We start from the raw sequence: 13,121 nt of genomic DNA on the forward strand, positions 1-13,121 counted from the left end.
CTCCGCTCATTCCCTGACCGCCTTCATCCGCCCGACCAGCAGATCGGCGACCAGCCGGCAGGACGGCGAGCTGTTGCGCATCGCCAATTGCACCAGCGTCACTTGCGTTGCCTCCAGCCGCTTGTCGCGCAGCGGGATGGCGACCAGAAGTCCCGCCTCGATGCCGGGCATGGCGGTGTCGCGCGGCAAAAAGGTGGCAAGATCGGTGCGCGCGGCGAGCGTCTGCGCGAACGCCAGCGAATTGGTCTCGTTGCAGATCTCGAGCTTGATCTTGCCTTGCGCGCAGGCGCGGTCGATCTCCTGGCGGATGCCGAAGGAAGGGTCGGGCACCACCACGCGCAGGCCGGCGAGATCCTTGACCGAGCAATGGTCGCGCGAGGCGAAGGGATGGCGCGGCGAGACGATCAGGCACAGCGATTGCCGCATCCGCGCCAGCTCGATCAGGTCGCGCCGCGGCGCGCGGCCGAACACGAGACCGAAATCGACCCCATTGCGCCCCACCATCTCCGCCACGTCGCGCGAACCCAGCATCGTGATGGAGACCGAGATGCCCGGATAATCGGAGGCGAGATCGATGACGAAATTGGACAGGAAATTCGCCAGCATGCCTTCGACGGTTGCGATCTTGACCTGGCCGCGGCGCAGCGCGTCGAATTCCTGCACTTTGACGCGGATGGTGTCGAGCTGATGACGGTTGTCGACCGCATAGCGATAGAGCAGGTGGCCGGCGCCCGTCAGCACCATGCCACGCGCGCCGCGCTCGAACAGCTTGACCGAGAGTTCCTCCTCGATCGCCTGCATCTGCCGGCTGATCGCGCTCGGCGCGATCCGCAAGGAGGCGGCCGCCTTCTTGATCGACCCGCGTTCGGTGACGGTGCGGAAATAGCGGATGGCGTTGGATTCGATCATCTCTGCGCCCGACGGTGCGTCTGCTCAAGGTCGCGGCAGCGACTGGCTAGTATTCGAATTTTTCGACCTCAGCACTCTAATTTCAATGCTTTTATTCGAATGATTGATTTGCCATCATTTGCCGTGTTGCCGCTATTCCGGGGGAAATCTTGTCGATAATGAACAGAACCTTCTTCGCCCGTTGCACCCGTCTTCTGCCTGTCTTGGCGATGAGTCTAGCCGCCGCGGCCCCGCTGTCACGGGCTGCCGCCGAGGACGTCATCCGATTCGGTGCGCCGCTGCCGATCACCGGTCCGCTCGCGCCGGAGGCGGTCAAGCAGCAGCAGGGCTATAATCTCTGGGCCGAGGAGGCCAACAAGGCCGGCGGCATCTCGGTCGGCGGTAAGAAGTACAAGGTCGAGATCGTCTATGTCGACTATCAGTCGAGCACGCCGCGCGCCGTGCAGGCGACCGAGCAGATGATCACCCAGGACAATGTCAATTTTCTCTTCGGCGCCTTCGGCTCCGGCGCGGCGAAGGCCGCGAGCACGGTGTCGGAGAAATACAAGGTGCCGACGCTAGCGGCCACCGCATCGTCGGTGCAGGTCTATGATCAGGGCTACAAATATCTGTTCGGCACCTTCACCCCGAACGACACGCTGACCATGCCGCTGACGAAGATCATCCAGGTCAAGGTCCCGGAGGTGAAGAAGGTCGCGATCCTCGCCCGCAATGACCTGTTTCCCCTGGCGATCGCGCAGGAGATGGAGAAGTCGGCGAAGGCAGCCGGCCTCGAGGTGGTCTATTTCGAGAAATACGCCATCGGCACGATCGACCATTCAGCGGCGCTGTCGGCAATCAAGTCGCTGTCGCCGCAGTGGATCTTCATCACCGGCTACATCAACGACCTGCTGCTGGCCCGCAAGCAGATGGTGGACCAGGAGATCAAGGCGCCGGTGGTGACGATGATCGCAGGTCCCGCCTATCAGGAGTTCATCGACGGCGGCGGCCAGAGCGCGGAGAACATCACCAGCGCCTCCTGGTGGCATCCGGCCGAGCATTATGAGGGCGAGGACATTTTCGGCTCGACGGCGAATTTCGTGAAGCTGTTCAAGGCCAAATACGGCAGCGAGCCAGATTACGGCCAGGCTTCGGCCGCGCTGTGCGGTGCGCTGTTCCAGATGGCAATCGAGAAGGCCGGCACGCTCGACCGCGACAAGGTGCGGGACGAGCTCGCAAAGCTCGACGTCGTCACCTTCTTCGGCCCGGTCAGATTCGGCCCCACCGGCCAGATCAACTCGCTCGATCCGCCGGTCTTCCAGATCCAGGGCGGCAAGCCCATCGTGCATGTTCCCCGATGCCATCAAGCAGGGCGAGCTGAAGGTGGGGGTGAATTAGTGAAGCGGTTATTCCGGGGCGCGCGAACGTGAATCCCGAATTTCGAGATTCCGCTCTGGTGCTGATGCACCAGCGCGGAATGACGGAATGCGATAGCCGACGTTCAATGAGTGCATCCAGGTAACCCCCATGCAAGCCGTCCAGATCCTGATCAACGCGCTGGTGCTCGGTTGCCTCTATGCCTGCATCGCGATCGGCTTTTCGCTGGTCTGGGGCGTGCTCAACGTCATCAATTTGATCCACGGCTCCTTCATCGTGCTCGGCGCCTATCTCGCGTTCGGCCTTTATCACGCGCTGCTTCTGTCGCCCTGGTACGCCGTTGTGATCGCCGCGCCGCTGTTCTTTGTGTTCGGTTATCTCCTACAGCGGCTGCTTCTCAATCGCGTGATTACCGCGCCGGTCCTGGTGACGCTGACATTGACCTTCGGGCTCGACCTGATCCTCAACAACGCGATGATCTACTTCTTCACCGCGGATTACCGGAAGCTGATCCTGAGCCCACCCCTGGGTTCGGTTTCGCTGTTCCACGTGGTCGTGCCGGTCGATCGCCTGATCGCCACGGTGTCCGCGCTGGCGCTGACCGGGCTGCTCTACCTGCTGCTGCGGCGCTCCCGAATCGGCCGCGCCATCGTCGCGGTGCGGCTCGATCGCGATGCCGCGGTGCTGATGGGCGTCGACGTCAAGCAGGTCTATGCCATTGCCTTCGGCTTAGGGGCGGCGCTCGCGGGCTGCGCCGGCGTCTTGATGGCGCTGATCTTCCCGATCTCACCGCTGACCTCGTCGGCCTATCTCGGCAAGGCCTTTGTGGTCTGTGTGCTCGGCGGGCTCGGCAGCGTCTCGGGCGCGCTCGCCGGCGGCGTGTTGCTGGCATTGGTCGAAGGCATTGGCGCCACCTTCGTCGGTCCCTCGCTCGCGACCACGCTCTCCTTCGTGCTGCTGATCGTCTTCCTGATCGCGCGGCCGCAAGGGCTGGTCGGCCGAAAGGGGTTTGAATGAGCAGGGCCAATCTCGCGCTGATCGTCCTGATCGGCCTGATCGCGACCTTGCCGCTGTTCGGCGGCGCCTATGCGCTGCGGCTCGGCACCATGGCCTGCATGTATGCGATCTTCGCGCTGTCCTGGAACGTGGTCGGCGGCTTCGCGGGCTACCCGTCATTCGCGACCGCGGCCTTCTTCGGCTTCGGCGCTTATGCGAGCGGCGTGCTGCTCGGCGCCGGCCTGCCGCTGTGGCTCGCCGTCATCGTCTCCGGCGTTGCAGCGCTCATCGCCGCCGGCGCGCTCGGCGCCGCGCTGTTGCGGCTGCGCGGCCATTATTTCGCGATCGCCAGCCTGTCGCTGGTCGAGGTGTTGCGCGAACTCGTCAACAACGCGACCGACCTCACCGGCGGCGGCATGGGGCTGAACATTCCGCTCGCCGCGGGTTCGGGAATCATGGCCGATGCGCTGTTCTTCTTCTACGCGATGTGGATCCTGATGCTGGCAACCGCGCTGACGGTGATGTGGGTTGCGGGCTCGAAGCTCGGCTTTGGCCTCGCCTGCATCCGGCAGAACGAGACCGCCGCCAGCATGGTCGGCCTCAACACCACGCTGTACAAGAGCCTCGCCTTCGCGCTCTCCGCCTGTTTCGTCGCCTCCGCCGGTGGCATCTATGCGGCCTGGGTCCATTACATCGATCCCTCCGACGTCTTCGACATCCTCTACTCGGTCAAGCCGATTGTGATGACGCTGATCGGCGGGCTCGGCTCGCCGCTCGGCGCGCTCTGCGGCGCCCTGGTCTATCTCGGCCTCGAGGAAGTGGTCTGGCGCAACTACATCCAGATCCACACCGGCGTGCTGGGCCTGCTCATCGTCATGCTGCTGTTGTTCCTGCCGCACGGGCTGGTGTCGTTGCGCTTGGCGCGGCTGTTCGGAAAGGCGAAGCATGTCTGAGATCCTTCGCCTCGATCGGGTCTCCAGGCATTTCAGCGGCCTGCAGGCGCTGCGCGAGGTTACGCTCGCCGTCAACAAGGGCGAGGTGCTCGGCCTGATCGGACCGAACGGCGCCGGCAAGACCACCCTGGTCAACACCGTCTGCGGCGTCACGCCCGCAAGCGCCGGCACTATCACCTTTGCCGGTCAAGATATTACGCGCATCAAGACCTACCAGGCGGCGCGGCTCGGCCTGTCGCGCACGTTCCAGATCGTGCAGCCGTTTGCGGAGTTCACCGCGCTCGACAATGTCGCCGCGGCGGCGCTGTTCTCGCAAGGGCACGAAAACGTCAAAACAGCGCGCGAGGAGGCGCGGGCGCATCTCTCCTTTGTCGGGCTGGAGGCGCAGGCGGCGCAGCCGGCCGCGAACCTGACGCTCGCCATGCGCAAGCGTCTCGAACTGGCCAAGGCGCTGGCCATGAAGCCGAAGCTGCTGTTCCTCGACGAGGTCAATGCGGGCCTCAACAGCGCCGAGGTCGAGCGCGCCACAAAGCTCATTCATGAGCTCGCGGCAAGCGGCATCACCATCGTCATGATCGAGCATCTGATGAAGGTCGTGCTCAATGTCTGCTCGCGCATCGTCGTGCTGCATAACGGCCGGCTCATCGCCGACGGCACGCCGCGCGAGGTGATCAACAATCCTGCCGTCGTTGAAGCCTATCTCGGCCAGCAATATGCGCAGCGGAGTGCCGCGCGATGACGGACTCGCTGATCCTCGAGCTGAAGGGCCTGCGCGCAGGCTATGGCGAGATCCAGGTGTTGTGGGGCATCGACCTTGCCGCGCATCGTGGCGAGATCACGGCGCTGGTCGGCTCCAACGGGGCCGGCAAGACCACGCTGATGCGGGCGCTGTCTGGCCTGATCCCGATCCAGGGCGGCCATTATATTTCCGAAGGCCGCGACCTCACGGATGACAGCGCCGCCGAAATCCTGGCGCATGGCATCGTCCATGTGCCGGAGGGGCGGCGCCTGTTCGGCGCGATGAGCGTCGAAGACAATTTGTTGATGGGCGCCTATGCGCGCAAGGCGCGCAGCGCCGAGCTCAGGCGCGATCTCGATCGCGTCTATGCGACGTTCCCGAAACTGCGCGAGCGCCGCAGCCAGGCGGCCGCGACCCTGTCCGGCGGCGAGCAGCAGATGTGCGCGATCGGCCGAGGCCTGATGAGCGCGCCGCGCCTTCTGATGATCGACGAATTGTCGCTCGGGCTGTCGCCGCTGCTGGTCGAGCAGCTCGTTGCGGCATTGAAAAGCCTGAACGCCGGCGGCATGTCGATCCTGCTGATCGAGCAGGACGTGACCATTGCGCTCGATCTCTGCCATCGGGCCTTCGTCATGGATATGGGGCGCGTCGTGCGCTCGGGTGCAGGCGAAGAGCTGCTGGCGGATCCCGTCATCCGCGATGCCTATCTCGGCGTGCTGCAGGAATGATCTGCGCCGGATGTTTTCATTCACTCAAAGAGGCACCATGATCGAAACCGTTGAAGCGCCCAATTCCGGCTACCGTTTCATGCCCGGCGTCAGCCAATATTCCTGCGGCGTCGCCGCTCTTCCCGGCTTTGCGATCGAGCGCGTCCGCTTCGCGCGCCCGGTGCCGCTAAGGGCGGGATTTGCGCGGATCGCGGGTATCCTCAAGAACGCCGGCCGGCCGCTCACGGCGTTCGCGGCCTGCGAACTGCGCTCGCCGGCGCCGTTCACCGAAGAAGGATTCAAGGCGTTCAACCTGATCTATATCCAGACCCTGATCGAATGGGATGTGATGAAGGACGGCGTCAACCCGGTCGCGCGCAGCAATGTGTGCCCGAAGATCGATCCGCCGGCGGAGCCGAGCTTTCACGCCTTCTCCTACACTATGCCCGCGGTCGGAGCGCCGGCGTCCTTCGTGATCGCCGGCTCGGGCGAGTCGGTCGAGGGCAAGACCAATTACCGCGACTACATCGTGCGTCCCGGCGACGTCAGCCCGGCCGGCATGCTGGAAAAGGCCAAATGGGTGCTCGACGAGATGGAGCGGCGCATGAGCGCGTTCGGCGGCGACTGGAGCCAGACCACCGCCGTGCAGCTCTACACGGTGCAGGACGTCTATTCGTGCCTGGAAAGCGAACTCGGCCGGCGTGGCGTGCTGCGCAACGGGCTCACCTGGCATTTCAACCGGCCACCGGTCGAGGGACTGGATTACGAGATGGATTGCCGCTGCGTTCACAGCGAAAAAGTCGCGGCCTGATACGGGCAAGATACCTTACGCTTGTCTCTGATTGTAAAGGCTTTCGTAAGGAATGCTTAAAAATACCCGGCTAGGTTGGGTGAAACGGCGGTCGCTCTTTTCGAGGCGCCCGCCTTGTCCATGCTGGGGGGATTGATCTCGCGCAGAGGCTGATCGAAATTGGCAAGACCGACGTGGAATTGACGCCACGGCCGATCGAGCCATCCTGGATCATCGAGGGCAAGCCGGAGGCGAGCGGCTGCGACCTGTCACGGAGCGCCGACGGACTGGCCACGACGATCGTCTGGCACTGCACCGAGGGCAGGTTCAACTGGTATTATGATTTCGACGAGACGATCCTGATCCTGGAAGGCTCGATCGTGCTCGAGAGCGATACCATGAGCCCGACGCGCTATGGTCCCGGCGACGTCATCTTCTTCAGGGATGGCGCGCATGCCAAGTGGCATGTCGAAGGCCATGTCAAGAAGCTTGCCTTCTGCCGCAAGATGCAGCCGCTGTGCTCGGACTGGCCGTACGCGCCTTCGGCAAGCTCAAGCGTATCTTCCTGCCGACCGGCGCCCGGCAGTCCGCGAGCCTGATGGGCGCGGGCTAGCTGAGATCGCGCAGAGCTCACGCCGCCCGCGGCGTGAGTTCTGCTTCTCGTTCGCGCACGAAAGCCTCGAACGTCTTCGGCCTGGCGCCGCCGATCGCTTCGATGGTCTCGCTTATTGCATAGCGCGGATCGTTCGGAGCGATACCGGCGCCGCGCAGGGCCCGCCACAGATTCGACAGATGCTCGACCGCATGCGCGTTGTAGCCGCGCGCCAGCGCGTCGCGGCGCCACTCTTCATCCGAGATCTCCTCGTAGCGCACCTCCTTGCCGAGCACGCGACCAAAGGTCGCAACGATCTCCTGCAGCGAAAGCGTGGCGCCGATCAGCGGATAGTGCGAGCCGGGTGCGGGTTGTGAAGCGGTGAGAAGCCCGGCGGCGACGCGGCCGACGTCCTCGCCCGCGACCAGCGGCAGCACCGTGGTATCGCGGCCCCATGGCAGGCGTACCGCGCCCTGCGCGGGGAGGCTTTGCCGCACCAGCGCCGCGACATTCTCGTAGAACACGGTGGCGCGGATATGCACCGCGCCGATGCCCGCCCAATCGAACACCTGCTCGGAAAGGTAATTTTGGCGCATGCGCGGGGTCGGCGCATCCAGCGAGGATTGCAGCATCACCAGATTCACCAGCCGCGACACGCCCGCCTCCCTCGCCGCGAGTGCCATGGCGGCGGTCGCATCGAGCAGTCCGTCCTGTACCGGATAGGCGAAATAGATTGCGCTCGCGCCTTGCGCGGCGCGCATCACCGATCTGGCGTCAAGGAAATCGCCTTCGAAGATTTCGGCGCCGAGCGCGCGCAGGCGGTCCGATCGCTCGTCGATCGTGTGCACGAAGGCGCGCACGGGAACGCCGCGGCCGAGCAGCAATTCGGCGACATGCCGGCCGGTCTTGCCTTGCCGGCCGCCCGAAGCAGACGTCACGAGAACGGGTCTTGCCATAGCCATACCTTTCTCTTGCATTCGGTTCCGATTTGGTACGATACAGTACCCAAGCCGACAATTAATGGTACCGTCAGGTACCAGAGTCAAGGACGGCCGCGACGGCCGTCTTCACAAGGAAGCGATCATGGCGAAAAAGACCGCGACCAAAACCACCGCCGAACCAACCGGCGAAGCCGCGCTGCGCCGGCGTATCCTCGAAGCGGCGTTTTCCGCGTTCATGGAAGCCGGCTTTGCCGAGACCTCCACGCTCGAAATCGCGACTCGCGCGAAGGTCTCGAAACGAGATCTCTATGCGCTGTTCGGCAGCAAGCATGACATTCTCACCGCCTGCATCCGCGAGCGGGCCAAACGCTTTCAGCTGCCGGGCGAGACGCCTGCGCCTGATGATCGCGAAAGCTTCGGCCGTATCCTGGCAACGCTTGGTGCGAGGCTGATGCGCGAGATCAGCGATCCCGCCGTGATCACGGTCTTCCGTCTTGCCATTGCGGAGGCCTTTCGCGCGCCCGAAATGGCCGAAACGTTGAACACCGCAGGCATCGAGGCGAGCCGCTCCGCCGTGCGCGAGATCATGGCCCGGGCCTGCGCAGCCGGGCTTGCCGACGGGCAGCCGGCCGAGATGGCCGATCAATTTGCCGGCCTGTTATGGCGCAACCAGATGGTGAGCTTGCTGCTTGGCGTCCTCGACCGGCCGAGCGAGCGCGAAGCCCACCGTCGCGCCGAAGCGGCCAGTGCCGCGCTGCTTCGTCTCTATCCGGCACCCGACCAGTCCGCCTAATGCGGGTGCAGTCCTCGCTTATCCGCGCAAGCGGCGCTGCGCGCGCACCTCGACCATGAGACGCCAATCGGAGGTGCCTGCGGGCTTGGCTTCGCCGAGCCAGTGAAAGCTGTTCGAGCGTCCGTAGAGTGCGAGCGCCTCGGCCCGCTCGGGATCGGGTCCCTGCGCATGCAGCGCGGCGGGAAAATCGAGTTTCGTGAGTTCCATATCAGATCTCCTGTTTCGCGGAGACCATCACAAATCCTGCGGGGTGCGCTTGGAGAAAATTGCTGTTCGCTATATGCCATCCAGAATGATTACAGTCGGCATCGATGGCAGGGTCTCGCGCGAAATCCGCAAGGTGCGCTCGCTTGCGCACGTCAATCTCGAACTCCTTGCCGATCCGCTGCATGAATTCTTCCAGCGGCGTGGCGAAGCGGTGCATCGGCAGCACGACGGAGGCGCGCAGCCGGCGCGTGATCTCGGAAATGCCGTCGAGCGACATGGTGTAGGTGCCGTCGATCGGCACCATCACGATATCCAGCCGGCATCCAGCTGGCCGATCGCCGCGAAATGGCTGTCGTCGAGCTTGACATGCAGATGCCCGAGATGGCCGATGCAGAGCCCGGCGACCTCGAAAATGTAGATCGAGTTGCCGTCCTTGATCGTGTCGGCGCCGGAACGATCGCCGTCTCCGAGCCGAATAGATGGGCAATGGGTCTACGGTTGCGCTTGATCATCTCGACGGCCCGTCCCCACATCGTCTTATGTGGAAGCGGGACGGCAAGTGCGGCTGTACGACACGTTGTCCGGTTTACATGCAACCACCAAAAAGAAGGCGGGGAGGATAAGGCATCAGTGCTCTCGTTCGTGTCGCGGATTTTGCGGATGCGCCCAAGAAATTTTCGTAACACGGCGGCTAGAGCGGCCGACAATCGGACCAGCGGCAATAGTCAGCCGGTAGTCCGGCTATCAGGTCCTCGCGCCGTTTAGCTTTGCCTGAGGTGGGATCCCCAAGGCGTCGCCATCGACGATGCTCGCGCGGCCAATCATGTCGGCGGACAGGGCGACGCAGGTTGCAGCAAGAAGCGTCACAGACGCAGTAGACTGGAACGATGTCTGGAAACGCGCGGTTAACGGCCATGAAGCGCATCAAGCCAAAGCGAACACCGCTCCGTCCTGATGGCACGCCGATGACCGAGGACGACTTCCGGACGATCAGAGATCAGATCACCGCTTTCGACGACATCGAATGGATCGACGACGCGACTCGGGACCTCGTCGAGAGGTTCATGCCCGATCTGGTGGGCCGATTGCCGGAAAAGCGGACCGAGACCTTCGAGCAGGCCTTTGGCCGGATGCGGGCCAAGGCGAAACGGAAGGTCACAGCTAAGGATCGGCCAAAGCGGAAAAGCTCAGTCAAGCGTTGATCGGTTCGGACGGGGCGGCAATTCCGACAATGATTATTCACGCACAACGCCGCATCGGGCTAATCGCCGAGCGGCCCCTCACCGCGCCCCCGAAGGTCAACCCCGCCGAAGCAGTTGCCGCTATCCCATCTCCCTATTGCAGCGACGCATCGCTGCTCCCGCTGAACCCGGCTCGACGCGGATCGTGGCCCGACGACATCCGGCACTCCGACATCGAGCCGCGCTTTATCTGCGCAGCGCGCGGCTGACGCGGGGCCGCTGTTGGTCCGGGCACCAGCCACGAGCGACACTCAGGAAAGTTCACTTTTGAACGTTTCTACGGGAGCCTAGGATCATGCCCTTACGTTAAGCACCGACTGCCTGACCGGGACACTAAATTGGAAGAGCTCCCAACCATCCTCGTCGTGGAGGATGACCCTGATATTCAGGGCGTGGTGGAAGACGCGCTGACGGAAGGCGGCTTTCAATGCGTTCTGGTCGCTTCAGCCGAAGAGGCGGTTACCTTGCTTCAGGATGGCCAGAAGTGTCAGGGCCTCGTGGCGGACATCAACCTCCGAGGCCGCATGACGGGCTGGATCGCAACTCGGAGGGCGAGGGAAATGGACCCCACGCTTCCGATCGTCTACATGACCGCTGGCGCAGGCGACCAATGGCCGTCCCAAGGCGTTCCCAACAGCGTTCTGCTGCAGAAGCCGTTCGCCCCCGCTCAACTGGTAACAGCTGTGTCGCAGCTCCTCAACACCTCTGGTTTGCCACCCGCATGACCGGATTTGAATGGCCCGGAAGCCAACAGAGAAAGCTGACGTAACGCTCAGCGCCCCCTTTTCTGGCCAGCCGCTGCGGCGGTCTCCGTTCTGCGGTAGCTCGGACCTTTGGGCCAACAGTGACCTCGACCCGCCAATCGAAGCCGCCGAAAAAAGAACCTCCCTTTCGGGAGGTTAAGGAGATCACTCACTATCGCTCGGGTAAGAAGGAGCAGCCACAACGCCGCAGGGATCATGTCGCGCTGGCGCTGGGGTCTGCTCCTCGTCGGCGAATGCAGCGCCGACTACGCCGTGAACGGCGCAGACGCCGAGACGTTCCGGGGAACTCGTCGGAACACCCCGTAATCCGCGCGGGCTGATCCTGCCGCTTCTCGGGATACCGTGCGGCCAATGTCGGCCATTGCTCCTGACTTGGGGCGGGGCGATTGGAAGTGGTTGGCCGCCCGGGATTGCGCTACACCCGGTGGCTCACGCCATCATCAGAACTGATCCGAGAAGGTACTGTAAGCCGGGCGCGGCCAGTTCTTCCGGGGCGCAAACACTTATCGGATGATCCCATACTTCTTCGCCCCGCCTCTTGCGCGGCCCCGGCATGTCATCGCCCGGATACAGCGCCCGCATGATGCCGATGCCCGGCAGCATGGTGTCGCCGCCATGTTCGGCGACCCGCATCAGCGCCTCGATCGCCGCGCGAGGAGCTGATTGCGACCGGGCCGCCAAGGCGACCGCGTCCAGAAGCGGACCTTGTTTGCACCAAGGACACGGTCATCATGAACGATTAACCAACTATAGTGCTTCGGCGTGAGGCCACCCTCATGGAGAAGGCCATGAGAATTGCTACCGCGTCATTGTTGCTGGCAACGGCGCTGCGATTGGGGGCGGCCGTGGGAATTATGCCTGCTGCTGCCCAGACATTCACTGAATTCACTCTCCCCACCCCCGCCAGTCGCCCGTCCGCAATTGCGACTGGGTCAGACGGGGCGCTGTGGTTCACCGAGGCCGGGGGCAAGATCGGGCGGATCACAACTCGCGAGGGCCTCACCGAATTCCCGATCAAGGGCGGCGGCATCTTGCATTCCATAACAGTGGGGCCCGACGGCGCGTTGTGGTTCACCGAGTTCACGTCAAACAAGATCGGGCGCATTCCGACGACCGCCACGGCTGAAAACTTGCAACTGAGCGAATTCACGGTCCCTGGACCACCAGGGCCGCTTGGCATCACGAGCGGGCCAGATAGCGCGTTGTGGTTCACCGAAGGAGTTGCAGGCAAAATCGGACGGATCACGACTACCGGCATGGTCACGGAATTCGCGGCCCCTACAGCCAAGGGTGGAGAGATCACGACTGGCCCAGATGGCGCGCTGTGGTTCACAGGTGTTCGTGGCAAGATCGGGCGGATTACGACCACGGGCGCGCTTACCGAATTTCCGATTCCCTCGGAGAATAGCAGCCCCGGAGGTATTACGACTGGGCCGGACGGCGCGCTGTGGTTCACCGAGCCGGTCGGTGGCAAAATCGAGCGAATTACCACCGATGGCAAGATAACCGAATTCGCTCTTCCAAATCCCGATGCCCAGCCGTGGGGCATCACGACAGGGCCAGACGGCGCCATGTGGTTCACCCAAGCCAGTTGCGTTCGCCAGCCAGGTCCGCACTGCACCATTGGCAACAAGATCGGCCGAATCACGACCACCGGTTCAATCACTGAGTTCGCGGTCCCCTCGGACGGGAGTGGACCTCACAGCATCACGACTGGTCCGGACGGAGCGCTGTGGTTCACCGAGTACTATCGGAGCAGGGTCGGACGCTTGGTACTTCCCTGATTGTCAGCGACCAATTGTGATTTCCTGATCGACTTCTCCCAAACGCATTATCATCGCGCTTAGTTTGGTCGAGTTGATCTTAACGAGACGTCTTTGGTGGCACTGGTTCTCGTATGAATCCTACGACGACTGACGGGTCGCACGCACCGTCGCTTCGTAAACAGGCAGGCGCCCTGGCCGTCATGCCAGATCACCTTCAAAAGATCGCCGCGACGACCACGAAAGCAGAACAGATGACCGCTCAGCGGATCACGCTGCAAGATCTCCTGCACCTGCAAAGCCAAGGACGGAAAACCCTTCCGCATGTCGGTGTAGCCGGTCGCCAGCCACACCCGCACGCCGGCCGGCA

At 63.3% G+C, this 13,121-nt stretch carries 15 protein-coding genes and 2 pseudogenes; 11 read left to right on the forward strand and 6 right to left on the reverse strand.

Annotation, left to right across the window (positions count from 1 at the left end; genetic code table 11):
* Positions 1–6 precede the first annotated feature (6 nt).
* On the reverse strand, positions 7–909 hold the full coding sequence (locus tag F758_RS0133060) for a LysR family transcriptional regulator (protein ID WP_024511897.1): 903 nt from the start codon (positions 907–909) through the stop codon (positions 7–9).
* 158 nt (positions 910–1,067) lie between these two features.
* On the opposite strand from F758_RS0133060, the gene F758_RS45090 reads away from it, so the two are divergent.
* From F758_RS45090 to F758_RS45095, 7 genes and pseudogenes are all read left to right on the forward strand, one after another.
* Positions 1,068–2,318: an amino acid ABC transporter substrate-binding protein gene (locus F758_RS45090; protein WP_245286662.1), complete on the forward strand. Its 1,251-nt coding sequence runs from the start codon at positions 1,068–1,070 to the stop codon at positions 2,316–2,318.
* A gap of 97 nt (positions 2,319–2,415) precedes the next feature.
* Positions 2,416–3,282 (forward strand): branched-chain amino acid ABC transporter permease, encoded by an 867-nt coding sequence (locus F758_RS0133070; protein WP_024511898.1) that lies wholly within the window; start codon positions 2,416–2,418, stop codon positions 3,280–3,282.
* Positions 3,279–4,214, forward strand: coding sequence for a branched-chain amino acid ABC transporter permease (locus F758_RS0133075; protein WP_024511899.1), 936 nt, complete (start codon positions 3,279–3,281; stop codon positions 4,212–4,214). Before F758_RS0133070 ends, F758_RS0133075 begins: the two co-directional genes overlap by 4 nt.
* Positions 4,207–4,953, forward strand: a complete 747-nt coding sequence (locus F758_RS0133080; RefSeq protein ID WP_024511900.1) for an ABC transporter ATP-binding protein — start codon at positions 4,207–4,209, stop codon at positions 4,951–4,953. The genes F758_RS0133075 and F758_RS0133080 overlap by 8 nt, the downstream gene beginning before the upstream one ends.
* Positions 4,950–5,681 carry an ABC transporter ATP-binding protein gene (locus F758_RS0133085; protein ID WP_024511901.1) on the forward strand — a complete coding sequence of 244 codons (732 nt, stop codon included), beginning with the start codon at positions 4,950–4,952 and terminating at the stop codon, positions 5,679–5,681. Before F758_RS0133080 ends, F758_RS0133085 begins: the two co-directional genes overlap by 4 nt.
* Before the next feature lie 37 nt (positions 5,682–5,718).
* The gene (cnbZ, locus tag F758_RS0133090) at positions 5,719–6,471 is read left to right on the forward strand and encodes a 2-amino-5-chloromuconate deaminase CnbZ (protein ID WP_024511902.1); all 753 of its coding nucleotides are present in this window, start codon (positions 5,719–5,721) and stop codon (positions 6,469–6,471) included.
* A 131-nt stretch (positions 6,472–6,602) separates the two neighbouring features.
* Positions 6,603–7,063: pseudogene (locus F758_RS45095) on the forward strand (cupin domain-containing protein).
* A 17-nt stretch (positions 7,064–7,080) separates the two neighbouring features.
* Here F758_RS45095 and F758_RS46750 read toward each other — a convergent pair.
* Positions 7,081–8,004 carry an NmrA family NAD(P)-binding protein gene (locus tag F758_RS46750; protein WP_198026617.1) on the reverse strand — a complete coding sequence of 308 codons (924 nt, stop codon included), beginning with the start codon at positions 8,002–8,004 and terminating at the stop codon, positions 7,081–7,083.
* Positions 8,005–8,125: 121 nt separating this feature from the next.
* Here F758_RS46750 and F758_RS46755 point away from each other — a divergent pair, with 121 nt between their 5' ends.
* On the forward strand, positions 8,126–8,776 hold the full coding sequence (locus tag F758_RS46755) for a TetR/AcrR family transcriptional regulator (RefSeq protein WP_063614976.1): 651 nt from the start codon (positions 8,126–8,128) through the stop codon (positions 8,774–8,776).
* Positions 8,777–8,794: 18 nt separating this feature from the next.
* Here F758_RS46755 and F758_RS0133110 read toward each other — a convergent pair whose 3' ends face one another.
* Together F758_RS0133110 and F758_RS45110 are read right to left on the reverse strand one after the other, a co-directional pair.
* Positions 8,795–8,983: a hypothetical protein gene (locus F758_RS0133110; protein WP_024511905.1), complete on the reverse strand. Its 189-nt coding sequence runs from the start codon at positions 8,981–8,983 to the stop codon at positions 8,795–8,797.
* A gap of 69 nt (positions 8,984–9,052) precedes the next feature.
* A pseudogene (locus tag F758_RS45110) lies at positions 9,053–9,442 on the reverse strand (MBL fold metallo-hydrolase); the annotation flags it as partial.
* Between the two features lie 455 nt (positions 9,443–9,897).
* On the opposite strand from F758_RS45110, the gene F758_RS0133125 reads away from it, so the two are divergent.
* Positions 9,898–10,185: a hypothetical protein gene (locus F758_RS0133125; protein WP_024511908.1), complete on the forward strand. Its 288-nt coding sequence runs from the start codon at positions 9,898–9,900 to the stop codon at positions 10,183–10,185.
* 377 nt (positions 10,186–10,562) lie between these two features.
* Positions 10,563–10,949 carry a response regulator gene (locus F758_RS0133135; RefSeq protein ID WP_024511910.1) on the forward strand — a complete coding sequence of 129 codons (387 nt, stop codon included), beginning with the start codon at positions 10,563–10,565 and terminating at the stop codon, positions 10,947–10,949.
* 468 nt (positions 10,950–11,417) lie between these two features.
* On the opposite strand, the gene F758_RS45115 is transcribed toward F758_RS0133135, so the two are convergent.
* Positions 11,418–11,621: a hypothetical protein gene (locus F758_RS45115; protein WP_198026618.1), complete on the reverse strand. Its 204-nt coding sequence runs from the start codon at positions 11,619–11,621 to the stop codon at positions 11,418–11,420.
* A gap of 155 nt (positions 11,622–11,776) precedes the next feature.
* Here F758_RS45115 and F758_RS0133145 point away from each other — a divergent pair, with 155 nt between their 5' ends.
* Complete coding sequence (locus F758_RS0133145) at positions 11,777–12,772, forward strand: Vgb family protein (RefSeq protein ID WP_210200102.1); 996 nt, start codon at positions 11,777–11,779, stop codon at positions 12,770–12,772.
* 59 nt (positions 12,773–12,831) lie between these two features.
* Here the strand turns inward: F758_RS0133145 and tnpB are convergent.
* The coding region (gene tnpB, locus F758_RS48365; protein ID WP_198026619.1) for an IS66 family insertion sequence element accessory protein TnpB at positions 12,832–13,121 on the reverse strand (290 nt) is incomplete at its 5' end.

The organism is Bradyrhizobium sp. ARR65, from assembly GCF_000472385.1.
GTDB lineage: Bacteria > Pseudomonadota > Alphaproteobacteria > Rhizobiales > Xanthobacteraceae > Bradyrhizobium.

Bases quoted from the DNA above. Each gene is read 5' to 3' on its own strand.
- F758_RS0133060 (WP_024511897.1), bottom strand. From the start codon at position 909: ATGATCGAATCCAACGCCATCCGCTATTTCCGCACCGTCACCGAACGC.
- F758_RS45090 (WP_245286662.1), top strand. From the start codon at position 1,068: ATGAACAGAACCTTCTTCGCCCGTTGCACCCGTCTTCTGCCTGTCTTG.
- F758_RS0133070 (WP_024511898.1), top strand. From the start codon at position 2,416: ATGCAAGCCGTCCAGATCCTGATCAACGCGCTGGTGCTCGGTTGCCTC.
- F758_RS0133075 (WP_024511899.1), top strand. From the start codon at position 3,279: ATGAGCAGGGCCAATCTCGCGCTGATCGTCCTGATCGGCCTGATCGCG.
- F758_RS0133080 (WP_024511900.1), top strand. From the start codon at position 4,207: ATGTCTGAGATCCTTCGCCTCGATCGGGTCTCCAGGCATTTCAGCGGC.
- F758_RS0133085 (WP_024511901.1), top strand. From the start codon at position 4,950: ATGACGGACTCGCTGATCCTCGAGCTGAAGGGCCTGCGCGCAGGCTAT.
- cnbZ (WP_024511902.1), top strand. From the start codon at position 5,719: ATGATCGAAACCGTTGAAGCGCCCAATTCCGGCTACCGTTTCATGCCC.
- F758_RS46750 (WP_198026617.1), bottom strand. From the start codon at position 8,004: ATGGCTATGGCAAGACCCGTTCTCGTGACGTCTGCTTCGGGCGGCCGG.
- F758_RS46755 (WP_063614976.1), top strand. From the start codon at position 8,126: ATGGCGAAAAAGACCGCGACCAAAACCACCGCCGAACCAACCGGCGAA.
- F758_RS0133110 (WP_024511905.1), bottom strand. From the start codon at position 8,983: ATGGAACTCACGAAACTCGATTTTCCCGCCGCGCTGCATGCGCAGGGA.
- F758_RS0133125 (WP_024511908.1), top strand. From the start codon at position 9,898: ATGAAGCGCATCAAGCCAAAGCGAACACCGCTCCGTCCTGATGGCACG.
- F758_RS45115 (WP_198026618.1), bottom strand. From the start codon at position 11,621: ATGCGGGTCGCCGAACATGGCGGCGACACCATGCTGCCGGGCATCGGC.
- F758_RS0133145 (WP_210200102.1), top strand. From the start codon at position 11,777: ATGAGAATTGCTACCGCGTCATTGTTGCTGGCAACGGCGCTGCGATTG.